Source organism: Mumia sp. ZJ1417 (assembly GCF_014127285.1).
GTDB lineage: Bacteria > Actinomycetota > Actinomycetes > Propionibacteriales > Nocardioidaceae > Mumia.
In genome coordinates this window covers 1,408,549-1,435,289 of record NZ_CP059901.1, presented here as the reverse complement: position 1 = coordinate 1,435,289, position 26,741 = coordinate 1,408,549, and the positions used below count along the sequence as shown (strand labels likewise).

At 70.0% G+C, this 26,741-nt stretch carries 26 protein-coding genes and 4 pseudogenes; 7 read left to right on the top strand and 23 right to left on the bottom strand.

Annotated features, from left to right (window positions below):
* Positions 1–121 precede the first annotated feature (121 nt).
* Genes gltX through recO form a run of 5 tightly spaced genes read right to left on the bottom strand, consistent with a single transcriptional unit; the run spans position 122 to position 4,279 of the window.
* A complete protein-coding gene (gene gltX / locus H4N58_RS06905; RefSeq protein WP_167251946.1) occupies positions 122–1,609 on the bottom strand; it encodes a glutamate--tRNA ligase in 1,488 nt (495 codons plus the stop codon).
* Entirely contained in the window at positions 1,602–2,381 is a 780-nt protein-coding gene (locus tag H4N58_RS06900; RefSeq protein ID WP_167007950.1) for a fumarylacetoacetate hydrolase family protein, read from the bottom strand. The genes gltX and H4N58_RS06900 overlap by 8 nt, the downstream gene beginning before the upstream one ends.
* Before the next feature lie 10 nt (positions 2,382–2,391).
* On the bottom strand, positions 2,392–2,751 hold the full coding sequence (locus H4N58_RS06895; RefSeq protein ID WP_167251947.1) for a YchJ family protein: 360 nt from the start codon (positions 2,749–2,751) through the stop codon (positions 2,392–2,394).
* Positions 2,748–3,515: an isoprenyl transferase gene (locus H4N58_RS06890; RefSeq protein ID WP_167007263.1), complete on the bottom strand. Its 768-nt coding sequence runs from the start codon at positions 3,513–3,515 to the stop codon at positions 2,748–2,750. The genes H4N58_RS06895 and H4N58_RS06890 overlap by 4 nt, the downstream gene beginning before the upstream one ends.
* A 35-nt stretch (positions 3,516–3,550) precedes the next feature.
* Positions 3,551–4,279, bottom strand: coding sequence for a DNA repair protein RecO (gene recO / locus H4N58_RS06885; RefSeq protein WP_167007945.1), 729 nt, complete (start codon positions 4,277–4,279; stop codon positions 3,551–3,553).
* Positions 4,280–4,372: 93 nt separating this feature from the next.
* On the opposite strand from recO, the gene H4N58_RS06880 reads away from it, so the two are divergent.
* From H4N58_RS06880 to H4N58_RS06870, 3 genes are all read left to right on the top strand, one after another.
* The gene (locus H4N58_RS06880; RefSeq protein WP_167251948.1) at positions 4,373–4,978 is read left to right on the top strand and encodes a DUF305 domain-containing protein; all 606 of its coding nucleotides are present in this window, start codon (positions 4,373–4,375) and stop codon (positions 4,976–4,978) included.
* 28 nt (positions 4,979–5,006) lie between these two features.
* Positions 5,007–5,924, top strand: coding sequence for a homocysteine S-methyltransferase (gene mmuM / locus H4N58_RS06875; RefSeq protein ID WP_167251949.1), 918 nt, complete (start codon positions 5,007–5,009; stop codon positions 5,922–5,924).
* Positions 5,925–6,005: 81 nt separating this feature from the next.
* Positions 6,006–7,616, top strand: coding sequence for an MFS transporter (locus H4N58_RS06870; protein WP_167007936.1), 1,611 nt, complete (start codon positions 6,006–6,008; stop codon positions 7,614–7,616).
* 22 nt (positions 7,617–7,638) lie between these two features.
* Here the strand turns inward: H4N58_RS06870 and leuA are convergent, their stop codons facing one another.
* Positions 7,639–9,354, bottom strand: coding sequence for a 2-isopropylmalate synthase (gene leuA / locus H4N58_RS06865; RefSeq protein ID WP_243843099.1), 1,716 nt, complete (start codon positions 9,352–9,354; stop codon positions 7,639–7,641).
* Between the two features lie 186 nt (positions 9,355–9,540).
* Between leuA and H4N58_RS06860 the strand changes: the two genes are divergently transcribed.
* Together H4N58_RS06860 and H4N58_RS06855 are read left to right on the top strand one after the other, a co-directional pair.
* Entirely contained in the window at positions 9,541–10,035 is a 495-nt protein-coding gene (locus tag H4N58_RS06860) for a flavodoxin family protein (protein ID WP_167007933.1), read from the top strand.
* Between the two features lie 86 nt (positions 10,036–10,121).
* Positions 10,122–11,033: a septum formation family protein gene (locus H4N58_RS06855; protein ID WP_167007930.1), complete on the top strand. Its 912-nt coding sequence runs from the start codon at positions 10,122–10,124 to the stop codon at positions 11,031–11,033.
* A gap of 8 nt (positions 11,034–11,041) precedes the next feature.
* Here the strand turns inward: H4N58_RS06855 and era are convergent, their stop codons facing one another.
* From era to hrcA, 9 genes and pseudogenes are all read right to left on the bottom strand, one after another.
* Entirely contained in the window at positions 11,042–11,959 is a 918-nt protein-coding gene (gene era / locus H4N58_RS06850; protein WP_167007927.1) for a GTPase Era, read from the bottom strand.
* Positions 11,956–12,312 carry a cytidine deaminase gene (locus H4N58_RS06845; RefSeq protein ID WP_167007924.1) on the bottom strand — a complete coding sequence of 119 codons (357 nt, stop codon included), beginning with the start codon at positions 12,310–12,312 and terminating at the stop codon, positions 11,956–11,958. The genes era and H4N58_RS06845 overlap by 4 nt, the downstream gene beginning before the upstream one ends.
* Positions 12,313–12,336: 24 nt before the next feature.
* Positions 12,337–13,644 (bottom strand): hemolysin family protein, encoded by a 1,308-nt coding sequence (locus tag H4N58_RS06840; protein ID WP_167007921.1) that lies wholly within the window; start codon positions 13,642–13,644, stop codon positions 12,337–12,339.
* Positions 13,641–14,120: an rRNA maturation RNase YbeY gene (gene ybeY, locus H4N58_RS06835; protein WP_167007919.1), complete on the bottom strand. Its 480-nt coding sequence runs from the start codon at positions 14,118–14,120 to the stop codon at positions 13,641–13,643. The genes H4N58_RS06840 and ybeY overlap by 4 nt, the downstream gene beginning before the upstream one ends.
* A pseudogene (locus H4N58_RS20605) lies at positions 14,098–14,583 on the bottom strand (PhoH family protein); the annotation flags it as partial. The gene ybeY and the pseudogene H4N58_RS20605, both read right to left, overlap by 23 nt.
* Before the next feature lie 84 nt (positions 14,584–14,667).
* Positions 14,668–15,156, bottom strand: a pseudogene (locus H4N58_RS20600) (LAGLIDADG family homing endonuclease); the annotation flags it as partial.
* A 324-nt stretch (positions 15,157–15,480) separates the two neighbouring features.
* A pseudogene (locus tag H4N58_RS20595) lies at positions 15,481–16,161 on the bottom strand (PhoH family protein); the annotation flags it as partial.
* Positions 16,162–16,258: 97 nt separating this feature from the next.
* Positions 16,259–17,407 (bottom strand): molecular chaperone DnaJ, encoded by a 1,149-nt coding sequence (gene dnaJ, locus H4N58_RS06825; RefSeq protein WP_167007915.1) that lies wholly within the window; start codon positions 17,405–17,407, stop codon positions 16,259–16,261.
* A gap of 16 nt (positions 17,408–17,423) precedes the next feature.
* Positions 17,424–18,443 (bottom strand): heat-inducible transcriptional repressor HrcA, encoded by a 1,020-nt coding sequence (gene hrcA / locus H4N58_RS06820; protein WP_167009248.1) that lies wholly within the window; start codon positions 18,441–18,443, stop codon positions 17,424–17,426.
* Positions 18,444–18,577: 134 nt separating this feature from the next.
* On the opposite strand from hrcA, the gene H4N58_RS06815 reads away from it, so the two are divergent.
* Entirely contained in the window at positions 18,578–19,444 is an 867-nt protein-coding gene (locus tag H4N58_RS06815; protein WP_167007913.1) for a DUF3097 domain-containing protein, read from the top strand.
* Positions 19,445–19,509: 65 nt separating this feature from the next.
* Here H4N58_RS06815 and H4N58_RS06810 read toward each other — a convergent pair whose 3' ends face one another.
* Genes H4N58_RS06810 through H4N58_RS06800 form a run of 3 tightly spaced genes read right to left on the bottom strand, consistent with a single transcriptional unit; the run spans position 19,510 to position 21,841 of the window.
* The gene (locus H4N58_RS06810; protein WP_167007911.1) at positions 19,510–20,556 is read right to left on the bottom strand and encodes an ABC transporter permease subunit; all 1,047 of its coding nucleotides are present in this window, start codon (positions 20,554–20,556) and stop codon (positions 19,510–19,512) included.
* Positions 20,553–21,452, bottom strand: a complete 900-nt coding sequence (locus H4N58_RS06805) for an ABC transporter ATP-binding protein (protein ID WP_167007909.1) — start codon at positions 21,450–21,452, stop codon at positions 20,553–20,555. The genes H4N58_RS06810 and H4N58_RS06805 overlap by 4 nt, the downstream gene beginning before the upstream one ends.
* Positions 21,449–21,841: a GntR family transcriptional regulator gene (locus tag H4N58_RS06800; protein WP_167007907.1), complete on the bottom strand. Its 393-nt coding sequence runs from the start codon at positions 21,839–21,841 to the stop codon at positions 21,449–21,451. Before H4N58_RS06800 ends, H4N58_RS06805 begins: the two co-directional genes overlap by 4 nt.
* Positions 21,842–21,933: 92 nt before the next feature.
* Here H4N58_RS06800 and hemW point away from each other — a divergent pair, with 92 nt between their 5' ends.
* Positions 21,934–23,166, top strand: a complete 1,233-nt coding sequence (gene hemW, locus H4N58_RS06795; protein WP_167007904.1) for a radical SAM family heme chaperone HemW — start codon at positions 21,934–21,936, stop codon at positions 23,164–23,166.
* 54 nt (positions 23,167–23,220) lie between these two features.
* Here hemW and H4N58_RS06790 read toward each other — a convergent pair whose 3' ends face one another.
* The 5 genes and pseudogenes from H4N58_RS06790 to H4N58_RS06775 form a co-directional block, all read right to left on the bottom strand.
* Complete coding sequence (locus tag H4N58_RS06790) at positions 23,221–25,056, bottom strand: long-chain fatty acid--CoA ligase (RefSeq protein WP_167007901.1); 1,836 nt, start codon at positions 25,054–25,056, stop codon at positions 23,221–23,223.
* Positions 25,057–25,190: 134 nt separating this feature from the next.
* Positions 25,191–25,829 (bottom strand): MOSC domain-containing protein, encoded by a 639-nt coding sequence (locus tag H4N58_RS06785; RefSeq protein ID WP_167007898.1) that lies wholly within the window; start codon positions 25,827–25,829, stop codon positions 25,191–25,193.
* 22 nt (positions 25,830–25,851) lie between these two features.
* Positions 25,852–26,148, bottom strand: coding sequence for a hypothetical protein (locus H4N58_RS06780; protein ID WP_208322501.1), 297 nt, complete (start codon positions 26,146–26,148; stop codon positions 25,852–25,854).
* A 22-nt stretch (positions 26,149–26,170) separates the two neighbouring features.
* A pseudogene (locus H4N58_RS20920) lies at positions 26,171–26,221 on the bottom strand (hypothetical protein); the annotation flags it as partial.
* Between the two features lie 98 nt (positions 26,222–26,319).
* Entirely contained in the window at positions 26,320–26,736 is a 417-nt protein-coding gene (locus H4N58_RS06775; RefSeq protein WP_167007895.1) for a GNAT family N-acetyltransferase, read from the bottom strand.
* Between the last annotated feature and the right edge of the window lie 5 nt (positions 26,737–26,741).

Here is a 26,741-nt window from a genome sequence, read left to right as displayed (position 1 = left end):
CGCCCACGGCCACCACGTGACCACCCAGCGACCGACGCGGCGGGCTCGACTCGGGTTCGTCGGCAACGAGAACGGCCCCGACGTGAGGATTCTCACGTCGGGGCCGCATGCTTCGACCGCCTCAGGCCTCGAGCGCCCTGTCGAGGCGGGTCAGCGTGCGCGCCTTGCCGAGCAGCTCGATCGACTCGAACAGCGGCGGCGACACCCGGCGCCCGGAGACGGCGACGCGTACGGGGCCGAACGCGTGGCGAGGCTTGAGCCCCAGGCCGTCGACGAGCGCCGCACGCAGCGCCGCCTCGATCGAGGCCGTGTCGAACGGCTCCAGCGGCGCCAGCGCGTCGCGAGCGGCGCGGACGACCGTGAGGCCGTCCTCGGTGAGCACCTTGGCCGCGTCGTCGGGATCGACCCGGAAGTCGTCCTCACTGACGAACAGGAACGCCAGCATCTCCACGGCTTCGCTCAGCACCGTGATGCGCTCGTTGACCAGCGGCGTGGCCGCGGCCAGCAGCCCCAGCTCCTGGTCGGACGGCATCTGGCTCAGAAGGCCCGCCTCCCTGAGGTACGGGACGAGCCGCGACGCCAGCTCCTCGACCGGCAGCTCGCGGATGTGCTGGGCGTTGATCGCCTCACACTTCTTCGGGTCGAACTGCGCGGGGTTCGGGTTGACGCGGGAGATCTCGAACGCCTCGGCCATCTCCTCCAGCGAGAAGACCTCACGGTCGCCGCCGATCGACCAGCCGAGCAGCGCGAGGTAGTTGAGCAGACCCTCGGGCAGGAAGCCCTTCTGCTTGTACTCGTCGAGGCCGCCGCCGGGGTCGCGCTTGGACAGCTTGCGGTTGCCCGGGCCCATCACGAACGGCAGGTGCCCGTACTCCGGCACGACGCCCTCACCGATCCCGAGCGCGACCAGCGCGCGGTGCAGCGGGATCTGGCGCGGCGTCGAGCTGAGCAGGTCCTCGCCGCGCAGCACGTGGGTGATGCCCATCGCCGCGTCGTCGACAGGGTTGGTCAGCGTGTAGAGCGGCTGGCCGTTGGCGCGCACGATGACGTAGTCGGACACGTGCTCCGGCTCGAACGTCACCTCGCCACGGACCAGGTCCGTGAACGTGATCGCCTCGTCGGGCATGCGGAAGCGGATGACGGGCTTGCGCCCCTCCGCCTCGTACGCGGCACGCTGCTCGTCCGTCAGGTCACGGTGCAGGCCGTCGTAGCCGCTCGAACGGCCCTCGGCACGCGCCTGCTCGCGCCGCTGCTCGAGCTCCTCCGGCGTGTCGTACGCGAGGTAGGCGTAGCCGGCCTCGACCAGCTTGTCGGCGACCTGGGCGTAAAGGTCCATGCGCTCGGACTGCCGGTACGGACCGAAGTCGCCACCGACCTCCGGCCCCTCGTCCCAGTCGAGACCAAGCCACCGCAGCGAGTCGAGGAGCCCCTGGTAGGACTCCTCCGAGTCGCGCGCGGCGTCGGTGTCCTCGACGCGGAAGACGAAGCGGCCGCCGTTGTGGCGGGCGTACGCCCAGTTGAACAGTGCGGTCCGTACGTTGCCGACGTGCAGGTTGCCCGTCGGGGACGGGCAGAAGCGCACGCGGACAGCGCGGTTGGACTCAGTCACGGGATACCACCTTGTTGGTCAGGGTTCCGATGCCCTCAACGGTGACGCTGACCTCGTCACCAGGGTTCATGGGCCCGACACCCTCGGGGGTGCCGGTGAGGATGACGTCGCCCGGGAGCAGCGTCATGAAGCCAGAGACGTACGCGATGAGCTCGGGGACCTTGAAGATCATCTGGCCCGTGCTGCCGTCCTGGACAACACGGTCCCCGACGGTCGTGGTGATCTGCAGGTCGGCGACGTCGAGGTCGGTCTCGATCCACGGCCCGAGCGGGCAGAAGCCGTCCGAGCCCTTGGCGCGGGTCCACTGACCGTCGGTCCGCTGCAGGTCCCGCGCGGTCACGTCGTTGGCGATGGTGTAGCCGTGGATCACCTTCGCGGCGTCCTCGACGGGGACGTCCTTGCAGATCCTGCCGATCACGACGGCGAGCTCGCCCTCGTACTGGAGATCGTCGGTGAAGTCGGGATAGAGGATCGGGTCGCCAGGCCCGACCACGCTCGTGTTGGGCTTGAGGAAGACCAGCGGCTCGGACGGCACCTCGTTGCCGAGCTCCGCCGCGTGTGCGGCGTAGTTGCGGCCGATGCCGAGCACCTTGCTGCGTGGCAGCACCGGTGCCAGGAGCCGCACGTCGTCCACGGGGATCTTCTCGCCCGTGAGCTGGATTCCTGCATAGAGGGGGTCGCCGGTGATCACCGCGATCACCGAGACGCCGTCGGCCTCGCCGATGACGCCGAACCGGGGGTCTTCGTCAGTCGTGAATCTCGCGATACGCACGAGGTTCAGCCTATCCGTCGACGTAGAACCAGCGCCCCGCGCGCTGCTCGAAGCGGCTGCGCTCGTGCAGGGTGCCCGGCCCGTCGGCCGTGCGGTAGTGCGCGACGAACTCGACCTCGTCGTCGGCGGCGTCCAGGATCTCGAGCCGCTCCCACGTCAGGCCCGGGGTCGACGGGACGTCGTCGGGGCGGGTCCGCGGGTGCCACGTACGGAAGACGTAGTCGCGAGCGTCGACGGCGTACGCCGCGTAGCGCGCGCGCATGAGCTCCTCCGGCGTGGCCGCCTGCCGCTCGCCGCGGTGCAGCGGCCCGCAGCACGCGTCGTACGGCTCGGCGGAGCCGCACGGGCACGCAGACACGAAGAGGCTCATGCCGAGCCGTAGCGGCGGTGGCGGCGGGCGTACTCCTCGATCGCCTCCCACAGCGCGCGCCGATCGACGTCGGGCCAGGCGATGTCGGAGAACACCATCTCGGCGTACGCCGCCTGCCACGGGAGGAAGTTGCTCGTGCGCTGCTCGCCCGAGGTGCGCCAGAACAGGTCGACGTCAGGCATGTCCGGCTCGTCGAGGTAGCGCGCGAACAGGTCCTCGTCGATCTTGCCCGGCTTGACCCGCCCTGCCGCCACATCGCGAGCGAGCGCCGCAGCAGCATCGGCGATCTCGGCCCGGCCGCCGTAGTTGACGCACATCGTGAGCGTCAGCACGTCGTTGTCCTTCGTGAGCTCCTCGGCGATCTCGAGCTCCTTGATGACGCTGCCCCACAGGCGCGGACGCCGCCCCGCCCAGCGCACGCGGACGCCGAGCTCGTGCATCTCGTCGCGGCGACGGCGGATGACGTCGCGGTTGAAGCCCATGAGGAAGCGGACCTCGTCCGGCGAACGCTTCCAGTTCTCGGTCGAGAAGGCGTACGCGGAGATCCACTTCACGCCGACTTCAATGCCCCCCTCGACGACGTCGAACAGCGAGGACTCGCCGGCCTCGTGACCCGCCGTACGGGGAAGCCCACGCTCCTTGGCCCAGCGTCCGTTGCCGTCCATCACGATCGCGACGTGCTTCGGGACCTGGTCGAGCGGGATGTCGGGGGCGGTGGCGCCGGAAGGGTGCGGCGTCGGGCGTCGTACGGGAGTGCGCGTCACGAGGCCATTGTCTCTCGCCTCGATCGGGACCGGGGTCAGCGGTCGACGTAGTCCAGCGAGCGCAGGCTGCGCTCGAGGTGCCACTGGAGGTACGTCGCGACGAGGCTGCTCGCCTCGCGTGTCGCGCGCTCCCCCGCCGCCTCGGCCTGCGGCCACAGACCGCTGAGCAGGGCGGCGAGCAGCGCGACGGTGTCCGGCGCCGGGTTGGCCGAGCCGGGGAGCCGACAGTCGGTGCAGAGCATGCCGCCGGCACCGGAGTTGAACGCGCGGTGAGGGCCGCCCACGCCGCAGCGGGCGCACGCGTCGAAGCTCGGGGCATAGCCGGCGATCGCCAGCGACCGGAGCAGGAACGAGTCGAGGATCAGCCCGCTGGGGTGGCGACGCTCCGCGAGCGCCCGCAGGGCTCCGACGAGGAGGAGGTACTGCTGGGCCGCGGGGTGCCCGTCCTCGCCGACGAGCCGGTCGGCGGACTCGAGCATCGACGTGCCGCACGTGTAGGCGCCGTAGTCGTTGCCGAGCCGGCCGGCGTAGGCGTCGAGGGTCTCGACCTGCGTGATGACGTCGAGCGTGCGGCCTTCGGCGAGCTGGAGGTCGACATGCATGAACGGCTCGACGCGCGAGCCGAAACGTGAGCTCGTCCGGCGGACCCCCTTCGCGACGGCACGGACACGGCCGTGGTGTCGGGTCAGGAGCGTGACGATACGGTCCGCCTCACCCAGCTTCTGGGTACGGAGGACGACGGCCTCGTCTCGGTACAACACCACGGCACCATTCTGCCGGGCCGTTCGTCGTACGGGGTGGAGGCCTCGCCGGGACCAAGGGTTGATACCTGTACCCCCTAGGGGTATGTTGCCTTCATGATCACGTACACCGCACGGCGACGTGCCGCCGCTCTCGTGTCCGCTCTCGCGCTCGGCCTCGGCATCTCGGCCTGCGGTGCGGGCGAAGACGGCGCTGGTGCCGACGGGCACGGCGAGCACGGCTCCTCCTCGACGTCCGCGGATCGCGCGGCGGCGGACGTCACGTTCGCCCAGCAGATGATCCCCCACCACCGCCAGGCCCTCGAGATGGCCTCGCTCGCCCCGACGCGTGCCGGTGCCGAGGTGACGGCCCTCGCCGCGCGCATCAGCGCGGCACAGGATCCCGAGATCGCGACGATGACCGCCTGGCTCGAGAAGTGGGACGAGCCCGTGCCGTCCGAGGAGGGCGACGACCACGCCGGCCACGGTGACGCGGAGGGCATGATGTCGCCCGAGGATCTGACCCGGCTCGCGGCGCTCCAGGGCGCGGCGTTCGACGAGGAGTTCCTGCGCCAGATGATCGCCCACCACGAGGGAGCGATCACGATGGCGGAGGACGTGCTCAGCACCGGCAGCGACCCGAAGGTCGCCGCCCTCGCGCAGCAGATCTCCGACACGCAACGCGCGGAGGTCGACGAGATGCAGGACTTGCTCGACCGATGACCCGCGGGGAGCGCGCTAGCGTGAGCCGATGACTACGCTCCGCGACACGTGGGCCGACCGCGACCGACTCGTCGTGCTCGACGGCGCACTCGCGACCGAGCTCGAGCGGCACGGCGCAGACCTCTCGTCGGCCCTGTGGTCCGCGTCGCTGCTGCGCGACGACCCAGCCTTGATCGCGCAGGTCCACCGCGACTACCTGGAGGCCGGCGCGGACGTGATCATCACGGCGAGCTATCAGGCGACGGTCGGTGGCTTCGGGCGGCTCGGCCTGCCCGCCGACGAGGCCGAGCGCCTGATCCGGTCCGCGGTGACCCTCGCGCGCCAGACCCGCGATGCCTACGTGCAGGAGAACCCCGGCCGGCGTCCTGTGGTCGCCGCGTCCGTCGGCCCGTACGGCGCCGCGCTGGCCGACGGCTCGGAGTACCGAGGCGACTACGGTCTCGACGTGCCGGCGCTCCGCGACTTCCATCGTGAGCGCCTGCACCTGCTCGCCGACGCCGGTCCGGAGGTGCTGGCGTGCGAGACGATCCCTTCCGCCCTCGAGGCCGCGGCGCTCGCCGACCTGCTCGACGACGTGGACGTGCCCGCCTGGGTGACGTTCAGCGCACGCGACGATACGCACCTCAGCGACGGGACGCCCGTCGCTGAGGTCGTGCGCCTGGTCGCCGACCACGGTGTTGCCGCCGTCGGGATCAACTGCACGCCGCTGGAGCACATCGCCCCACTCGTGGACCGCATCGCCGCCGTCACCGACCTGCCGATCGCGGTCTACCCGAACTCGGGCGAGGTGTGGGACGCTGCCGCGCGGCGATGGACCGGCACCACCGCCCGTGGTTCGTGGGCTACGTGGGTGGGCCGGTGGCGCGACGCCGGCGCCAACCTCGTCGGGGGCTGCTGCCGTACGACACCCGCCGACGTGGCGGAGATCGCCGCGACCCGCGTCTGACTCAACCCTCCTCCGCAGGGACGGAACGCTGTTACGATCCAGCGATCCAGCGGCGCCCCTGCGCCCGAGCAGAGGAGCCTCATGAGCGACGACACCCCGATCACGCAGCGCCAGTGGCTCGCGATGCTGACGCTCTCGCTGGGCGTCTCGCTCGTCGTGATGGACATGACCATCGTCAACGTCTCGGTCCCGGTGATCATCGACGACCTCGGGCTGACCGCTGCCGGCGCGCAGTGGATGAACGCGATCTATCTCCTGATGCTCGCCTCGCTCCTGCTCGCAGCCGGCCGCCTGGGCGACCGGATCGGTCGCCGCCGGGTGTACGCGGCCGGCCTGGTGCTGTTCATGGTCGCCAGCCTCAGTGCCGGGGCGGCGCAGAACCAGGAGATGCTCATCGCCGCCCGGTTCGTGCAGGGCCTAGGCGCCGCCATGATCGTGCCCGCCACCCTGTCGACCCTCAACGCGACGTTCCAGGGCCGTGCCCGCGGGATCGCGTTCGCGATCTGGGGCTCGACCGTCGGCGGCATGGTCGCAGTCGGTCCGCTCATCGGTGGATGGCTCGCGACTGAGTCGACGTGGCGGTGGGCGTTCTGGATCAACGTGCCGTTCGGCCTGCTCGCGCTCGTCGGCATCGTCAAGGTCCTCGACGAGACCCGCGACGACGACATCCGCCCCGGCACGGACCTGCCCGGCCTGCTCCTCTCGACGCTCGGCCTCGGCGGAGTCGTGTTCGGCCTCATCGAGGGCCAGTACTACGGCTGGTGGCGTCAGGAGTCCGGCGCCCTCTCCCCCGTCCCGTTCTCGCTCGCGCTGGGCGTGCTGCTCCTGGTCGCGTTCGTCGTCGTCGAGGCGCGCCGCGCACGTGCCGGCGCAGTCACGCTGGTCGATCTCGGCCTGATGCGCTTCCGCTCACTGCGGTATGGGTCGATCGCCGCCATGGTCGTCGCGCTCGGCGAGATCGGCCTCATCTTCACCCTCCCACTGCTGCTGCAGGGTGCCCTCGGTTACACCCCGCTCGGCACCGGAGTCCTCGTCCTGTGGCTGGCGGTCGGCACCTTCCTCGCCTCCGGGGCTACCCCTCCGCTCACCAACCGTCTCGGGCAGCGCGCCGTCATCCGGATCGGCCTGGCCCTCGAGGTCGTGGCGATCGCAGGGACCGCTCTCGTCATCAGCACCGACGTCAGCGGACCCGCGATCGCGGCCCTGCTGTTCCTGTACGGCATCGGCGTGGGCATGGCGACCGCGCAGCTGACCAGCGCCATCCTCGTCGACATCCCGGTCGGCTCGAGCGGACAGGCCTCCGGGTTCCTGACGACGGTCCGCCAACTCGGCTCCGCGCTCGGCATCGCTGTCCTCGGCGGCCTGCTGATCTCGACCCTCGCCGCGCAGACGGCCGACGAGCTCGCGCGGACGGACATGCCGGGGCCCGATCAGGACGCGGCCGTCTCGCTCGTCCGCGACAGCGTCGGGGCAGCGATCCCGGAGCTCCTCGAGGACCCTGCGACGGCCGAGGTGGGCGAGGTCGCACAGGCGTCGCTGATCACCGCCAGCAAGGTCACCACCGCGGTCGCCGCCCTCATCCTCGTGGGCGGCCTGGCGGCCACGCTGGCGCTGCCCTCGGACACGACGTCGAGCCGCAGTGGCGGCGCGGGGCGTACCCCCGCCCGTACCCGCCGGCCGGCGCGGTCCTAGCGCACCTGCCGGCGGAACGGCGTCAGACGCGGGTCGCCGCAGCGCGGTTGGCGGCGGACACGACCGCCTTGAGCGAGGCCGTCACGATGCTCGGGTCGACCCCGACCCCCCAGACGATCTGGTCACCGATCTCGCACTCGACGTACGCCGCCGCGGCCGCGTCGCCGCCGGAGGACAGCGCGTGCTCGGCGTAGTCGAGCACCCGGATGTCTCCGTTGACCGACGCGATGGCGTCGACGAACGCGGCGACCGGGCCGTTGCCCTCGCCCTTGATCGACTGGACGGTCTCACCGACCCGGACGTCCACGACGAGCTCGTCCAGCCCGTCCTGGATCGTCGACGAGCGGAACGCCTCGAGCGCGTACGGTGCCGTCCGCTCGAGGTACTCCGCGGAGAACGCCTTCCAGATCTCGTCGACCGACATCTCGCCGGCCTCACCCTCGGTCATCGACTGGACGACGCGGCTGAACTCGATCTGGAGCCGACGGGGCAGGTCCATCTTGTGCTCGGACTTCATGATGTACGCGACGCCGCCCTTGCCGGACTGGCTGTTCACGCGGATCACCGCCTCGTACGAGCGGCCGACGTCGTGCGGGTCGATCGGCAGGTACGGGGCCTCCCACGGCATCTCCGACACGGGGATGCCGCGCTCGGCCGCCTGGCGGTCGAGGTCCTCCAGACCCTTCTTGATCGCGTCCTGGTGCGAGCCCGAGAAGGCGGTGTAGACCAGGTCGCCCGCGTACGGGTGGCGCGGGTGGACCGGCAGACCGGTGCAGTACTCGACGGTGCGGCGTACCTCGTCGATGTCGGAGAAGTCGATCTGCGGGTCGATGCCCTGGCTGAAGAGGTTCATGCCCAGCGTCACCAGGTCGACGTTGCCGGTGCGCTCGCCGTGACCGAACAGGCAGCCCTCGACGCGGTCGGCGCCGGCCATCATCGCCAGCTCGGTCGCGGCCACGGCGGTACCGCGGTCGTTGTGCGGGTGCAGCGAGATCGCGACGTTCTCGCGGCGCGAAACGTGTCGGCCGAAATACTCGATCTGGTCGGCGTACGTGTTGGGCGTCGCCATCTCGACAGTCGCCGGCAGGTTGAGGATGATCTCGCGGCCGTCCTCAGGCTGCCAGACGTCCATCACCGCCTCGCAGACCTCGATCGAGAAGTCGAGCTCGGCGCCGGTGAAGATCTCCGGCGAGTACTGGTAGCCGAAGTCGGTGCCCTGCAGGTACTCCTCGGCGTACTTCATCACCAGCTCGGTGCCTCGGACAGCGATCGCCCGGCACTCGTTGCGGTCCACGCCGAAGACGACGCGCCTGAAGAGAGGGGCGACGGCGTTGTAGAGGTGGATGCTGCCGTTCTTGGCGCCAACCAGGGATTGCGCCGTACGGTCGATCAGGTCCTCGCGGGCCTGCGTCAGGACGGAGATCGTCACGTCATCGGGGATCAGGTCGTCCTCGATCAGGTGACGGACGAAGGCGAAGTCGGTCTCGCTCGCGCTCGGGAAGCCGACCTCGATCTCCTTGTAGCCCATCCGTACGAGCATGTCGAACATGCGGCGCTTGCGGGCGGGCGTCATCGGGTCGATCAGGGCCTGGTTGCCGTCACGCAGGTCGGTCGAGAGCCAGCGAGGGGTCTCGGTGATCGTCTTCGACGGCCAGGTGCGGTCGGGCAGGTCGATCGCAGGGAAGGTCGGGTAGCGCTGGTATGGCATACCGCTGGGCTGCTGAGGGGAGATGGCCATGGTGATGTCCTCGTTCGGGGCTCGTCTGAGATGAGAAGCGCCGCGGTGCGGCGACGGCCGGCCATGACGAACGCCGCGACGAGGGGGTCCGACCTAGTGCGAACCCTCGCCGCGGCACCGAAGGAGGAGGCGCGCGATGTACATGGCTGGCGTCAGCATAGCCCACGACGGCGCTAGTCTCGCGAGATGTCCACCCTGCTGATCGTCCACCACTCGCCGACACCGACCGTCCAGTCGCTCACGGACGCCGCGGTGGCAGGCGCGCACGATCCTGCGCTCGAGGGTGTCGAGGTGGTCGTCCTCCCGGCGCTGGAGGCCCGGGCCGGCGACGTGCTGGCGGCCGACGGGTACCTCTTCGGCACCACCGCGAACTTCGGCTATATGAGCGGAGCTCTCAAGCACTTTTTCGACACGATCTTCCTCGAGGCCGGCGGTGCGCTGAGCGAGGACGGCTCCGCAGCGGGCACGAAGGACGGAGTCCGCAGGACCAGGCCGTACGGGCTCTGGGTGCACGGCCGGTACGACACCACCGGCGCCGTACGAGCGGTGCAGTCGATCGCGGGCGCGCTGCCATGGACACAGGCAGCGCCCGTGCTCGAGGTGCTCGGCAACGTCGGTGCGCCCGAGCGGGAGCAGGCCTACGAGCTCGGTGCGACGCTGGCGGCGCTGCTCACCCCGTAAGGCTGTGCAAAGGCGCCATCGTCCCCTCACCTCCTGCCCGTACACTGGCTGCCGTCGTACCGCCGAACCCCCCGGGAGGACGTACCGTGTCGGCTCTCCGACGCCCCCGCACCCGCGCCCGCAACTCGCTGCTGGGTGTGGTCGGCGCTGCGGCGCTAGTGCTCGTCACCGCCTGCGGCTCCGCCGGCGACATCAGCGGCGCTGCGCCCGGTGCGGACGACGCGCCGCCCCCGCCCGTACGCTCGCTGCCGCCTGCCACAGGGACGACCCCCGCACCGACCCCGACCGCAGAGCCTGTCGCGGCTCCACCGAAGGCTGGCGAGTGCCGCAAGCCGAGCACGGTCGACGTCGCGCTGCGCGTCAGCGACGACGATGCCGCCCCGATCACGTGCTCAGGTGCGACCTCGGTCACCTCTCTCGTACGCCCGATGAACGCTTCCGTGAAGGCCGCTGTCACCGCGTACGACACCACCCGCATCCTCCGCTCGGCCCGCCCGTACTGCGAGCGGGCCGCTGCCGGCTGGCTCGGCACCGACGCCAAGACGCTGAAGCGGTCGCAGTTCGGCTTCGTCGTCGGTGTCCCCAGCGCAGCGCAGACCGCCGAGGGCGCCGACTGGATGCGGTGCGACCTCGTGCTGTCGGCGAACAGCGCACGACTGGCTGCGCTGCCCGCTCGGACCAAGAACGCGCTCAAGGGCAAGCGCGGCCGCGACTTCATGCAGTGCGTGCGCGGTGACATCCGCAGCGCCAGCGGCACAGTGACCTGCTCGACCCGTCACCAGTGGCGCGGGGTGGACACCATCCGGCTCGGCGCCGCGAAGGTGAGGTACCCCGGCACCAAGAAGGTCCAGGCGACCATGCGCGACCGCTGCCCCGCGGGCGTGCGCCGCTATCTCGACACCCGCGGGTCGTTCGACTACGGCTACATCTCCCCCAGCCGCACCGCGTGGCAGCGCGGCGAGCGGTGGGGCGTCTGCTTCGCCAAGACCAAGAAGTAGCCCGCGGGCTAGAAGCCGAGGCGGCGCAGCTGCTTCGGATCGCGCTGCCAGTCCTTGGCGACCTTGACCCGCAGGTCCAGGAACACCGGGGTGCCGAGGATCCGCTCGATCTGTCCGCGCGAGTCGGTGCCGATCTGGCGCAGGCGCGAACCGCCCTTGCCGATCACGATGCCCTTCTGGCTGTCACGCTCGACGAAGATCGTGGCCCGCACGTCGACCAGCGGCTTGTCCTCGGGTCGGTCCTCGCGCGGCACCATCTCCTCGATGACGACCGCGATCGAGTGCGGGAGCTCGTCGCGCACGCCCTCGAGCGACGCCTCACGGATCACCTCGGCGACCAGCGTCTCCTCAGGCTCGTCGGTGAGGTGGCCGTCGGGATAGAGCGGGACCCCCTCGGGCAGCTCGGCGATCAGCAGGTCACGCAGATGCTCGACCTGGTAGCCGGACACCGCGGAGACGGGGACGACGTGCTTCCACTCGACGCCGAGCTCGTCGCCGGTCGCAGCGATCGCCGCGAGGTGCTCGATGAGCCGCTCGGGCGCGACCTTGTCCGCCTTGGTGGCGAGCGCCAGCATCGGCCTGCGTCGGATCTTGGCGAGCTCGCCGATGAGGTAACGGTCGCCAGGACCGATCCGCTGGTCGGCCGGCAGGCACACGCCGATCACGTCGACCTCCGACCACGTGCTGCGAACGAGGTCGTTGAGCCGCTCCCCCAGCAGGGTGCGCGGGCGGTGGAGCCCCGGGGTGTCGATCAGGATCAGCTGACCCTCGGGGCGGTGGACCAGCCCTCGGATCGCGTGGCGGGTCGTCTGCGGACGCGAGGACGTGATCGCGACCTTCTCGCCGACGAGCGCGTTGGTGAGTGTCGACTTGCCGGCGTTGGGACGGCCGACGAAGCATGCGAAGCCCGACCGGAACGTGCTCACGAGTCCACCCGAGAGTGCGGCGTGCCGTGGACGTCGGCGACCAGGACCGGGACACCCGCGCCGGCGAGGTCGCGGACCGCCGCCATGTCGTCGTCGCTCACGCCGTCACCGTCGGTGCTCAGCGCCGCAGCCTCGAGGCCGGTCGCTCCGGACGAGACGGCCATCGCGACCGCGAGACGGAGTGCGGTCAGCTTCAGCGAGGGCAGCTCGACGGTCGATGCCGCGTACGTTCGACCGTCGCGGTCGCGCACGGATGCCCCCTCGGCGGCGCGGGTCCGCGCCCGCGTCGCGCGGGCGAGGGTGAGGATCTTGCGATCCTCAGGGTCGTCGACAGTGAGGGGTGGGGAAACCATGAGGTCCAGGGTATCGGCGGACCCTCAACCCGACGCGCTCGCGCCGACCGACTCCTCCGAATCACCGCCGGAGGCCTCTCGGCTCACGATGACCGTGCCGATCCGGTTGCGTCGTCCGCGCGGGGCCTCGGCGACGAAGCGCAGCCCGTCGAGCGACACCTCGCTCCCCGCGATCGGGACCTTGCCGAGGTGCTTGGCCATGAGGCCGCCCACCGAGTCGACGTCGTCGTCCTCGATCGGGACCCCGAACAGCTCCTGGAGGTCGTCGACGTCGAAGCGTGCGCTGATGCGTACGGAGCCGTTCGACAGGTGCTCGATGTCCTCCGGCGGCGCGTCGTACTCGTCGGTGATCTCGCCGACGATCTCCTCGAGGATGTCCTCGATCGTGACCATGCCCGCCGTGCCGCCGTACTCGTCGACGACGATCGCCACGTGGGTGCGCTGTGCCTGCATCTCGCGCAGGAGCTCGGCCGCCGGCTTGGAGTCGGGGACGTACAGGCACGGCCGCATCACCGACTCGACCCGCTCGGTCGTCTCGGCGTCACGGTTGTCGAAGACGCGCTTGGTGATGTCCTTGAGATAGGCCATGCCGACGACGTCGTCGAGGCTGTCGCCCGTCACCGGGATGCGGGAGTAGCCGCTGCGCAGCGCGAGCGACATCGCCTGGCGCAGCTTCTTGGTGCGTTCGATGAACACGACGTCCGTACGAGGCACCATCACCTCGCGCACGACGGTGTCGCCGAGCTCGAAGACGGAGTGGATCATCTGCCGCTCGCCGGACTCGATCAGCGCGCTCTGCTCAGCCAGGTCGACCAGCTCACGCAGCTCTGCCTCGGACGAGAACGGGCCTTCACGAAAGCCCTTGCCCGGGGTGAGGGCGTTGCCGATCGCGATGAGGACGCGCGGGACGGGGCCCAGGATGCGGGTGATCGCGATGAGCAGCCCGGCGGACAGCAGGCCGACGCGCTCGGAGTTCTGGCGGCCGAGCGTACGAGGGCCGACACCGATCGCGACGAACGAGACGACCGACATCACCAGCGTCGCGAGCAGCAGCTGCTGCCAGAGCCCGTCGATGGCACGGGCGAACATGACCGCCACGAGGACGACGGCGCCGGTCTCGGCCACGATGCGCAGCAGCAGCGCCGTGTTGATGTACGGGGCGGGGTCGCGGACGACGCGCGCGACCCGCGTGGCACCGGAGCGCCCCTCGGCGACCAGCTCGTCGGCGCGAGCCTTGGAGAAGGTGGAGAGCGCGGCGTCGACACTGGCGAGCAGGCCCGCCAACCCGACCAGAGCGACGGCGAGGACGACCAGCCAGACGTCGATCGTCATTGCGGTGGCTCCGCCTCGCGCCACTTGGCCAGGACGACGTCCTGGAGGGCGAACATCTCGCGGTGCTCCTCGGGCTCGGCGTGGTCGTAGCCCAGAAGGTGCAAGATCCCGTGGACCGTCAGCAGCTCGAGGTGGTCGCGGAGATCCAGGCCTTCGCTGGCCGCATCCTTGGCGGCGACCGCGGGGCACAGCAGCATGTCGCCGAGATAGCCCTCCTCGGCGTCGAGGTCGTCGGAGCCGGGTCGCAGCTCGTCCATCGGGAAAGACAGGACGTCGGTCGGACCCTTCTTGTCCATCCACTTCTCGTTGTACTCGGCCATCGTGCCCGGATCGACGACGATCATCGTCATCTCGGTGGCCGGGGCCAGCCGCATCTCGGTCATCACGAACCGCGACAGGCGGGTCAGGCGCTCGACGTCGACCGGCTCGCCGGACTCGTCGCGCCAGCTGGACTCATCGAGTACGTCGACGTTCATGACCTTCGTCCTCATACTCGTCGTAGGCGGCCACGATGCGACCGACCAGCTTGTGGCGGACCACGTCCGCGGAGGTCAGCATCTGGAAGGAGATGTCCCGGACGCCGTCAAGGATCTCGCGCACCACCCGCAAGCCGCTGCGCGTGCCACCCGGCAGGTCGATCTGGGTGATGTCACCGGTGACGACCATCTTGGAGCCGAAGCCGAGCCGGGTGAGGAACATCTTCATCTGCTCGGGCGAGGTGTTCTGGGCCTCGTCGAGGATGATGAACGCATCGTTCAACGTGTTGTGCGTAACCAAGAAATCGTCCGTCACGTAGAGCGAGTCCTGAGCACCGACCGCGATGCACACGGTCTCCGCACGACCGGCGGGCTCGATCGAGTCGATGAACCGCATCGGCCGACCACCACCGGTTGCCGCGTACGCGTCTGCCTTGCGCGCGAGGCGGAACGGCGTGACACCCTCCGGAAGCCGGATGTCGAGCGTGTAGGCGTCGTGCCGATAGGCAACCTCACGTCCCCTCGCGAGCCCGGGCTTGCGACCGTTCGCCTGACGCGTATGCACGTATACGACTCCGCCGAGCGAACGTACGAGGAAGGTCACGTCGTCGCGAAGCCGTGGCGACGTCGTCGTGTACTGGATCCGGCAGGTCCGGCCGTCCTGTGTGACCGTCCCGCCGTCGCTGTCGAGCAGGCCCTGCAGGACACCGAGCCGGACCTCACGCGAGTTGTAGAGGTACGCGACAGGCACGAACGTGGCGGGTGAGGTCTTGTGCACGAGCGCGAGATCCCTGACGGCCACGGTGACGGGGTTCGCGATGCGAAGGCCGCCGCGTCCACCTTCGGTGTGTCGGAGCACGTAGTCGTAGTCGGAGCCACGGCGGGCGACCTGGATCGCGGGAAGCAGTCCCTCGAGCGCGTCGGCCAGCTCTGGATCGGCGGTCGTGAACGTCGGGGTCGTCTTGGTCGTGAGGCAGCCGTCGCCGAGCAGCAGCCCCAGTGCGTACGGGTCGATCGGGATGTCCTTCGGCTCCATCTCGACCGGGTCGACCATCGGAATCTCGTATCGGCGAGCGTGCAGCGCCCGCTCCTTGCCGATCATCTCGCGTGTCTGGAGCGTGCGGCTGCGCCCTCGCCGACGGTCCGACGCCGTGCGGACGGTCCACAGATGCTCGCCGCACGCCAGCGTCGACGCCCCGTCCTGGGCGGTGACGCGATAGACGTCACGCTCACCCTGCGGGTAGACACCGAGAACGGGCGTCGGTCGACCGTCCCGTCCGATAACGAGATCGCCGACCTGCAGCTTGCCGATTCGCTGCCAGCCCGTCGGCGTCAGCACAGCGCGGTCAACCGGCTGAGCCCTTCCACGCATGTAGGCCAGCGGCGCGACCTCGATCGTCCCGGCCGCGAGCAGCTTGGGGATTGTCTCGGGGTCGAGCATGTCGTGCAGCGCGTCGTACAGCGGGCGCAGGTAGGGATCGATCTTCTCGCTGAGCGTGCCCGGCAAGAAGCCGAGGTTCTCGCCGGCCTCCACCGCAGGGCGCGTGAGGATGATCCGCGTGACGTCCTTGGACTGGAGCGCCTGCACGGCCTTGGCCATCGCGAGGTACGTCTTGCCGGTGCCGGCGGGCCCGATGCCGAAGACGATCGTCTGCTTGTCGATCGCGTCGACATACCGCTTCTGGTTGAGCGTCTTGGGACGGATCGTCCGGCCGCGATTGGACAGGATGTTGAGGCTGAGGACGTCGGCGGGACGCTCCTCAGTCTCGGTCCGCAGGATCGCGATGCTGCGCTCGATCGTCTCGGTCGTCAGGCCCTGACCGGTCCGGATCATCGTCACCAGCTCATCGAGCAACCGCTCGACCAGCGCGGACTCGGCCGCCGTTGCGCGGATGGAGACCTGGTTGCCACGGACGTGGACGTCGGCGTCGAAGCTGGACTCGATCAGGCGGAGGAACTCGTCGGCGGGGCCGAGCAGCGCCACCATCGGGATGCTCGCCGGGATCGTGACGGTGTGCTGCAAGGGTTCAGGCGTACTCATCGGCACCCCCGTCGGGGGCAGTTCTCCTTCGCTCGGTCGGGACTCGACCATGGTATGCGGGCCACCGGCCCCCGTGCGACCACGAATCCTCCTGGCCTCAGCGGAACGCGTCCCGGATCCGGCCGAAGACACTGCCGCGATGGGGTGCAGCGAACTCCGCCTCGACCCGCTCCTCGCCACGCTCGACGGCTAGCTTCGTGAGGAGGTCTCGCTGTGCCTCATCGAGCTTGGTGGGCGTCTCGACGACCATGCGGACCTTGAGGTCGCCACGCCCGACACCGCGTAGGTGCGGAACCCCGCGGCCCCGGATCGTCACCGTTTCGCCGGACTGGGTGCCCGCCGCGATGTCGAAGCCGATCGTGGGCTCCGCGCCCTCGACGTCGGCGTCAGCCTCGAGCGTCGGCAGGTCGATCTGCGTGCCGAGCGCCGCCGCGGTCATCGGCACCCGTACGTCGCAGTAGAGGTCGTCGTCGGAGCGGGTGAACACCTGGTGCGGCTCGACCTCGATCTCGACGTACAGGTCGGCGGCGGGCCCACCGCCCGGGCCGACCTCGCCCTCGCCGGTGAGCTGGATGCGCGTCCCGGAGTCGACGCCCGGGGGCACCTTGATGGTGAGCGTGCGGCGCGCGCGCACCCGGCCGTCGCCGGAGCACTCCTCGCACGGGTTGACGATGACCGAGCCGAAGCCCCCGCAGGTCGGGCACGGGCGCGCCGTACGGATGTCGCCGAGGAAGGAGCGCTGCACGTGCTGCACCTCTCCGTGGCCCTGACAGGTCTGGCAGGTGACCGGATCCGCGCCGTCGGCCGAACCGTTGCCGTGGCACGTGCCGCACACGACGGCCGTGTCGACCTTGAGCTCGCGGGTGGTGCCGAAGGCGGCGTCGGCCAACGGCACCGCGATGCGGATCAGCGCGTCGTTGCCGCGACGCGTCCGGCCGCGCGGACCGCGCTGGGTCTGCTGGCCGAAGAACGCGTCCATGATGTCGCTGAACGAGAACCCCGCGCCGAAGCCGCCGCCGCCACCCGCGCTGCCGAGCGGGTCGCCGCCGCGGTCGTAGAAGGCACGCTTCTCGGGGTCGGACAGCACCTCGTACGCGACGGTGACCGTCTTGAACCGCTCCTGTGCCTCCGGGTCGGGGTTGACGTCGGGGTGCAGGCTGCGTGCGAGCTTGCGGTATGCCTTCTTGATCTCCTCGGGTGTCGCATCGCGATTCACACCGAGGGTCCCGTAGTAGTCCTGGCTCATGCGTCCTTGTCTGTTCTCAATCGCTGAGGGTCTGGCCGACGTACCGGGCGACGGCACGCACGGCCGCCATCGTGCCCGGATAGTCCATGCGGGTGGGTCCGACGACGCCGAGGGTGGCCAGCGGCTCGTCGGTGCTGCCGTACGCCGTCGCGACGACCGAGGTCGCCGACAGCTCCTCGTACGGCACCTCGGCGCCGATCCGTACGGTGAGCATGCTCGGAGAGGTGGCCTCGCCGAGGAGCTTGAGCAGCACCACGTGCTCCTCAAGCGCCTCGAGCACCGGCTTGATCGAGGTGTCGAAGTCGGCCCCGAAGCGCGCGAGGTTGGCGGCACCGCCGACCGCGACCCGCTCGTCGGAGCGCTCGTCGGAGAAGGCGCGCGTCATCGTCGCGACGACAGCGGTCACGATCGGCCGCTCCTCGGGTCGGAAGGCCGTGATGAGGTCGGCGACGGTCGCTGACGCGTCGGGCAGCCGCTGGCCGACGGCGGCCGCGATGAGCTTGCCGCGCAGCTCGCCGAGCAGATGCTCGCCGGGCTCCTCGGGCAGCTCGATGATGCGCTGGTCGACGCGGCCCGAGCTCGTGATCAGCACGAGGAGGATGCGGCCGCGGTCCATCGGGACGAGCTCGACATGACGCACCGTGGAGCGGGTGAGCGTCGGGTACTGCACGAGAGCGACCTGGTGGGTGAGCTGCGACAGGAGCCTCACGCTGCGCTGCACCACGTCGTCCACGTCGACGGCCCCGTCGAGGAAGGACTCGATCGCCCGCCGCTCAGGGATGCTCAGGCGTCGTACGGAGGCGAGCCGGTCCACGAAGAGCCGATAGCCCTTGTCGGTCGGGATGCGACCTGCGCTGGTGTGGGGCTGGGCGATGAAGCCCTGCTCCTCGAGCACCGCCATGTCGTTGCGGACGGTCGCCGGCGAGACCCCGAGCTGATGCCGGTCGACCAGCGTCTTGGAGCCCACAGGCTCCCGCGTCGCCACGTAGTCCTCGACGATGGCGCGCAGGACCGCGAGCTTGCGTTCGTCGAGCACGACCTCCACCGCCTCGTCCCTTCTCGCACGTCTGGCACTCGTGTGCCGTGAGTGCCAGTCTAGCCAGCAAGGCCAGCCGCGCGTGGCGCCCCGGCGGCGTGTGCCGCCCTGGTGGACCCGCCGCCTCGACTACCGTGCTCCTCGTGACTCACGACCGCTACGGCTCCGACGTCCTCTCCGGCGACTGGCGCGTCCCCAAGCGCGGACGCTCCACCGAGCGGGAGGCGGAGGTCGGGATGGTGCTCGAGGAGGTCCAGACCGACTTCTGCGGCGCGGTCACCCGTACCGACCGCGACCTCGGCACGGTCGAGCTCGAGGACCGCCGCGGCAAGCGCCGTACGTTCCCTCTCGGCCCGGGCTTCCTGCTGGAGGGCAAGCCCGTGATCCTCAAGGCGCCCGTCCGTGCCGCCGCCCCCGCCCGCCCCACCCACACCGCCTCGGGGTCCGTCGCCGTCCACGACGCGAAGGCCCGGATCGCCCGGGCAAGCCGGATCTATGTCGAGGGGCGACACGACGCCGAGCTCGTCGAGAAGGTGTGGGGGGACGACCTGCGGATCGAGGGTGTCGCCGTCGAGTACCTCGAAGGCGTCGACGACCTCCCGTCGGTGGTCGCGCAGTTCAAGCCGGGGCACGGGCGCCGCCTCGGCGTGCTCGTGGACCACCTCGTCCCCGGGTCGAAGGAGTCACGGATCGCCGCCTCGGTGCTGCGCGGCCCGTACAAGGAGCACGTGCTGGTCGTCGGCCACCCCTACGTCGACATCTGGCAGTCCGTGAAGCCGGACCGCCTCGGGCTGGCGAAGTGGCCGATGATCCCGCGGACGATGTCGTGGAAGCACGGCATCTGCCAGGCGCTGGGCTGGCCGCACCGCAACCAGGCCGACATCGCGCACGCCTGGAAGCGGATCCTCGGTACGGTCTCCTCTTACGCCGACCTCGAGCCTGCGCTGCTCGGTCGGGTCGAGGAGCTCATCGACTTCGTCACGCAACCCACCGCTGGTTGAGCCTGTCGAAACCTTGAGCCTGTCGAAACCTTGAGCCTGTCGAAACCTTGAGCCTGTCGAAACCTCTACGGCACGTCCCCTCGGACCCGCCAGAAGCACAACCCACCGAGGCCGAGCGCCAGCACGAGGAGCAGCGCCGTCTCGCGCCACTGCAGCGTCCAGAAGGCGCTGGACGGGTACGACGTGACCTGCTGTTGGTAGCCGTCGGCCGTGAGCCGTTCGAAGCACGCCTCCCGAGCGCCCGCCTTGGCGCTCTCACCCGGCGGCGGCCCGCCGCAGTCGACGACCCACTTCGGCAGGGTCGCCAGCGTCGTTCCGTCGGCGTCGACCGTGACGTTGGAGAGCTCCCACTCACCCGTCCCTTCGGTGCTGACCTGGATCTCCTCCACGCTGGTGATCTCGTCACCAGGCCCCTCGGCCCCACCGACCAACAGCCCGACGAGGTTCTCGTCGGTGATGGAGGTCGCAGTGGTCTCAGGTTCGGCCAGGTGGGCACGCAGCACCGCGGGGACCAGCACCTGGGCGGCGACGATCAGCACGAGGGTCACCGCCATCGCCGGGACGGTCCGCCGGATCACGAGGCCGGCGAGCACACCGATCGCGAGCGCCAGCAGCGCGTAGCCGATCGGTACGCTCCCCCGCGCCCCGAACAGCGCCGGCTCGATCCGGGCGACGGCGAACACGTCCGTCCGATCTCCGGCGGTGACCGCGCGGTCGATGGGACCGGCCCACCAGGTCACACCCCACGCGAGCACACCGGCGACGGCAGCGGTGACTAGCGCGGTGAGGCCGAGCTTCGTGGCCAGCCAGCGCGTACGGGTGACCGACTGGCTCCACGCGAGCCGGTGGGTCCGCGTCTCGAGCTCGCGCGCGACCATCGGCGCACCCCAGAAGGCGCCGACCACGGCTGGCAGCGCGTACGCCGCCGCGATGCCTGCGTAGTAGAGCGTGACCTTGAGTCCGTCGGAGGTCACTCCGTCCAGGAACGAGCTGCTCTCGGCCGCGTCGCCCAGACTCGGGCCGGTGGCCGCGAGCGCGGCGAGCAGCAGGGCGACGCCGAGCGCCGTCGGCACGGCCTGGGGGCGCATCTGGCGCCAGGTCAGCCAGATCATCGGACTACCTCCACGGTCGGGCGCGGGCGCTTGTACGAGGCGTCATTGCGCAGATAGGCGAGAACGAGATCTTCGAGCCCCAACGGGGTCGCGTCCCATGACGGGTCGATCAGCGGCCCGTCTGTGCGGACCACGAACGTGCTCTGCCGCTCGGTGTGGCTCGCCGTCACCACGTGATGTCCGGCAGGCGCCGCGTCGGATGGGCGCCGAGCCCCGGTCATGCGGCGGTGCGAGGCGAGCAGGTCGTCGAGGTCGCCGGCGACCCGGACCTCCGAGTCCACGAGCACCACCAGGAAGTCGCAGGCACGTTCGAGGTCGGAGACGAGGTGCGACGAGAGCACGACCGTGAGGTCGTGCTCGGCGACCGCCTCCATGAGGTCCTGCATGAACTCGCGACGGGCCAGCGGGTCGAGAGCGGCGACCGGCTCGTCCAAGATCAGCAGCTCCGGTCGCTTGCCGATCGCCAACGTGAGCGCGATCTGGGCACGCTGGCCGCCCGACAGCGTGCCGGTACGGCGCCGGGCGTCGAGACCGAGCCGGGCGATCCGCTCGTGGACCAGCCCGTGGTCCCATCGCGGGTTGAGCTTCGCGCCGAGGCGAAGGTGATCGGCGATACTCATCCCCCGGTAGGTCGGAGTGTCCTGACTCACGTAGCCGACGCGCGCGAGATGGTCGGCACCCGACGACGGGTCCTCCCCCAGGACCTCGACCCGCCCTGCGGTGGGCACCAGCATCCCGGCCGCCAGACCGAGGAGCGTGCTCTTGCCGGCACCGTTCGGGCCGACCAGACCGACCACGCGACCGGTCGGGAGCTCGAGGGTGCAGTCCTTCAGGGCCCATTGCCGATTTCGGCCGTATCTCTTGCCGAGCTCATGCGTCCTCAGTGCGGTGGTCATGCGATGTCCTCCTCGGAGGCGGCGCGAAAGGTGGTCGTGAACAGCGCCTCGATGCTCTCGTCGTCGAGGCCGGCACGGCGGGCCTTGGCGAGCCAGCGCTGCAGGTCCGTACGGAGGGGTCCGTGTGCCGCGAGCGTGTTGTCGGTGAGGGTCCGGGTGACGAAGGTGCCGACACCGGGCCGCGGCGCGACGAGGCCGTCGCGCTCGAGGTCACGGTAGGCCTTCAGGACGGTGTTGGGGTTGATCGCCAGCTGGTGGGCGACGTCCTTCACGGTCGGGAGCTGGTCGCCCTCGGCGAGCAGGCCGAGCCGCAGGGCGCGGCGCACCTGCTGCACGAGCTGAAGGTAGGCCGAGACCCCCGAGCGGGAGTCCAGGTGGAACTCGATCATCGGATACTCCTAATGTGCTACTTGAATAGCACTATAGGCCGCAGCAGCTCCGGCCGCAAGGGTCGTTGGCGGCGCCCTGAGACACTGGACGCATGCCGTCGACGTTGCCTGAGGGTGAAGCTGTCCCCACCGACGGCGCCCTCCCCTCCTCCTCGCTGCAGGCGCTCGGAGCGGCGCCGTTCGCGGCGTACGTGCACGTCCCGTTCTGCGTGACCCGCTGCGGCTACTGCGACTTCAACACGTACACGTCGTCCGAGCTCGGGCCTGGCGCCTCACACGACTCGTACGCCGACACCGTGCTGGCCGAGATCGACCTCGCGGCGCGGGTCCTGGAGCGCGCCGACCGCCCGCTCCCCCGGGTGGAGACGGTGTTCGTCGGCGGCGGGACGCCCACACTGCTCTCGTCCGACGACCTGGGCCGCATCCTCGAGGGCCTCGACAAGACGTTCGGGCTCGCCGACGGCTACGAGGCCACGACCGAGGCCAATCCAGACAGCGTGACGCCGGAGTCGCTCGCGACGCTGCGCTCGCGCGGCTTCACCCGGATCTCGTACGGGATGCAGTCCGCGGTCCCGCACGTCCTCGCCACCCTCGACCGCACCCACGACCCGGCACGGATGCCCGACGTCGTCCGGTGGGCCCGCGAGGCCGGGTTCGCACAGGTCAGCGTCGACCTCATCTACGGCACGCCAGGCGAGTCGCTCGCGGACTGGGAGCGCTCGCTCGACACGGCGCTCGCGCTCGATCCGGACCACGTGAGTGCGTACGCGCTGATCGTCGAGGAGGGCACGGCGCTCGCTCGGCGAGTGGCACGCGGGGAGATCGCCGCGCCGGACGACGACCTGATGGCCGACATGTACGCGGCGGCCGACCAGCGGCTCGGCTGCGCCGGGCTCGGCTGGTACGAGCTGTCCAACTGGGCGCGCGACGAGGCGGCCCGATGCTGCCACAACGAGCTCTACTGGACGGGCGCAGACTGGTGGGGCTTCGGTCCCGGGGCGCACAGCCACGTCGCCGGCACCCGCTGGTGGAACGTCAAGCACCCCGCGGCGTACGCGAAGCGGCTCGCTGACGGCGTCTCTCCCGGGCACGGACGCGAGATCCTCGATGCCGAGACGCGACGGGTGGAGCAGGTTCTGCTGGAGTCACGCCTGCGCGACGGCATGCCGATCGAGAGGTTGGACGACGCCGGGCGGGCGGCCGTACCGGCGCTGGTCTCCGAGGAACTCGTCCAGGCCGCACCGCTCGCGGACGCCGGCCGGCTCGTCCTGACGCTGCAGGGTCGCCTCCTCGCCGACGTCGTCGTACGCCGCCTCCTGCCGTAGAACGACGGAAGGGCCGCACCGCCTTGCGGTACGACCCCTCCGGACGCGCTCGGATCAGGCGTCGGCGTAGAAGCCGTCGAGGGTGTCCTTGAACTTGTCCTCGACGTACTTGCGCTTGAGCTTGAGGCTCGGCGTCAGCTCGCCCTCCTCGACGGTCAGGTCGTGGTCGAGCACGACCCACTTCTTCACCGTCTCCCAGCGGTTGAGCTTGGAGTTCAGCTGGTCGACGTAGCCCTCGATCGCCGTCTGCATCTGCGGCGACGAGACGACCTCCGCGTAAGACTTGCCCGCGAGCCCGTGGTTGTCGGCGAACAGCGTCGCGGCGTCGGGATCGATCGTGATCAGCGCCGAGACGAAGTTGCGGTTGTTGCCGTAGACGACCATCTGGCTCGCCAGCGGGCAGACGCCCTTAAAGATGCCCTCGACGTACGACGGTGCGACGTACTTGCCGCCCGACGTCTTGAAGAGGTCCTTCTTGCGATCGGTGATCTTCAGGAACCCGTCGGCGTCGATCTCACCGATGTCACCGGTCGCCAACCAGCCGCCGTCGATGATCGCGGACGCCGACTCGCTCTCGAGGTTGTGGTAGCCCTGCATGACACCCGGACCCTTGATGAGGATCTCGCCGTCGTCGGCGATCTTGACCTCGGTGCCGGGCATCGGCAGTCCGACCGTGCCGAGCTTGTAATGGTCTGGGTGGTTGACGAACGAACCCGCGGCGCTCTCGGTCAGCCCGTAGCCCTCGAGGATGAGGATGCCGGCAGCCTCGAACCACTCCGCGACCTCCTGGGACAGCGCCGAGGCACCGGAGATGAAGAAGCGGATGCGTCCGCCGAAGCGCTCGCGCACCTTGGAGAGGACGAGCTTGTCGCCGATCTTGTGCTGGAGGTTGAGGCCCGCCGGGACAGGCTTGCCCTCGCGCTCGAGCTGCTTGACCTGCGCGGCGACCTTGGTGGCCCAGGTGAAGAGCTTGAGCTTGACGCCGCCCTCCTCCTCCATCATGCCGACGATGCGGCCGTAGGCCTTCTCGAAGATGCGCGGCGCCGCGCCCATGAACGTCGGCTTCACGACGGCCAGGTTGTCGACGATCTTGGGGATGCGTCCGTCGATCGCGGTCGCGAAGCCCACGCGCAGCTGGGTCGAGAGCAGGACCTTGCCGAAGGAGTGCGCCATCGGCAGCCAGAGGTACTGGAGGTCGTCGATGTTCAGGTATCCACCCGCGGCAACAGCTGCGCCCTCGTACGTCCACGAGTCGTGCGTCAGCCGGACGCCCTTCGGACGACCCGTCGTGCCGGAGGTGTAGATCAGGGTGGCGAGGTGCTCGGAGTCGATGGCAGCAACGCGGTCAGCGACGACGGTCGGCTGCTCGGCCAAGAGCTTGGCCCCGAGCTCCTCGACCTCGCCGAGCGACAGCACCCAGTCACCGTCACCGTCACCGTCGAACAGCACGACCTTGATGACGTCGGGGAGCTCGCTGCGCTTCTCCTGGAGCTTGGCCAGCTGCGTCGCATCCTCGGCGAACACGATGCGGCTGCCAGAGTCCGCGAGGATGTAGGCGACGTCGGCGGCAGCGGTGGTCGGGTAGACCGTGGTGGTCGCCGCACCTGCGGCCATGATCGCCAGATCGCTCAGGATCCACTCATAGCGCGTGCCGGACGCGATCGCCACGCGCTGCTCCGGCTCGATGCCCAGCGAGATGAGGCCCGCCGCGATGCGCGACACGATCTCACCGGTCTCACCCCAGGTCAGCGACCTCCAGTTCTCGCCGACAGGGTGGCGGTAAGCCTCACGGTTCGGGGTCTCACGGACACGGGCGTAGAACAGCTCGCCGACGTTTTTTGCACGCGAGTCGACGACTTTCATCTGCTCGGGTGTCGGGGCGTTGGCCATCAGGAGTGCACCTCATCGCTGGGAGTGGTAGGAGTGATGGGGATCACGGGATGGGCTGAATCGTACGCGACCCCTGTGACTCCGGGCACAGTCCCGGCCCAATCGAGACCTTTCCGCGACCCGCGGGTGTCCGCTCACGCTTGCGTCGCGACGTACTCCTCCGCTTTGCGGCGCGCCTTCGTACCGAGCGCCTGGGCGTCAAGAAGCGCCGGCAGAAGGTCGCGCTCAGTCGCGAGCGCTCGGAACACCACCCGGACCGTCACGCCGTGCGCAGGCCGGTCGACGACCTCGATCGCGTTGCCGGATGCAAGCTCGCCTGGCTCGACGACCCGCAGGTATGCCCCGGGGACCCGCGCCTCGACGAACCGACGAGCCCACCGCTCCTGGTCGACGTGGCCGGCGAACACCGCGCACGGGATCCGGGTCCCGCACACCTCCAGCACCGTCGTCCCGATCCCCCAGCGCTCGCCGACGACCGCTTCGTTGACGTCGATCCCGCGGGTGGTGAGGTTCTCCCCGAAGGTGGTGCCGTTCGGCAGCGGGCGGCCGAGCTGTGCCGACCAGTCCTCGAGGTCTTCCGCCGCGTAGGCGTACACCGCCTGGTCGACTCCCCCGTGGTGCTCGAGGTCGGCGATCTCGTCGCCGTCCAGTCCGTACGGACCGACGCGCACCGGTCCGGAGACCGGGCGCTTGTCGATCGCGGACCGCTTGAGCGATCCCCACGGCACGGGCTTGATGCGTCCGGTGCAGACGGACTCGACGTACGCTCCCACGGCGGCGAGCGTACCGACAGCGTCAGCCCACCGCGACCGGCAGCAGTCCTCTTCGGGTCCGCGACGCGATCTCGGCGTTGGTCACCGTGTTCGGCGACGCCACGTTGACCGGGCAGCTGATCTCGGGTTGGTCGGCGATGTGGTCCACGGCGCGCGCAACGTCGTCCACGTGCAACCAGCTGAACACCAGCGGAGCCCCGCCGCGCAGCAGCGGGAGCGTGCGGTCGCGGTGCTCGCGCTGCACGCTCAGGTAGAGCTCGTGGGCCAGCGCGTCCTTGCCGGAGAAGTAGGTAGGCGTTGCCGAGCGAGACCCCGGCATCGCTCGCGATCCGGCGCATCGTGGTCGCCTCGTACCCGTCTTCGCGGAACAGTCGCAGCGCCGCCGAGACCAACCGCTCACGGGTGTCCTTCGGCAGGTATGGCGAACACGTCAAGACCAGGATGCAGCTCAGCGGTGTCCCATGCCAGGGCGTACGTGCGGTAGGTGCCGTCAGCGCAGCGACTTCGCCATGACGACACGTGGCCGCGGGTGGAAGTACGGCGCGTTCCAGGGCACGTCAGCGAACGTCGTCAGCGTCAGGACGTCATGCTCGTTCGTGCGCGCCCAGCGCTCGACGGTGTCGACGAGCGCCGCGCCGATCCCCCGCCCCGCGTGTGACGGGAGCACTGAGAGCTGCTCGAGGTGCGCGCGACCGTCCACGACGTCGGCGAGCGCGAACGCGACCGGCACACCGTCGTCGCCCACCTCGACCCACGTCGTCCCGCGATCGACCGACGCCGAGACAGCCTCGTACGACGTGGGCTCGCCGTCAGCGACGAAGCCGAGGCCGATCTCGCGGAACCTCTCGTCCGCGGCGCGCTCGATCTCTCGGATCGCCTCGACGTCTTCACACGCGGCCGGCCTCATGAGGT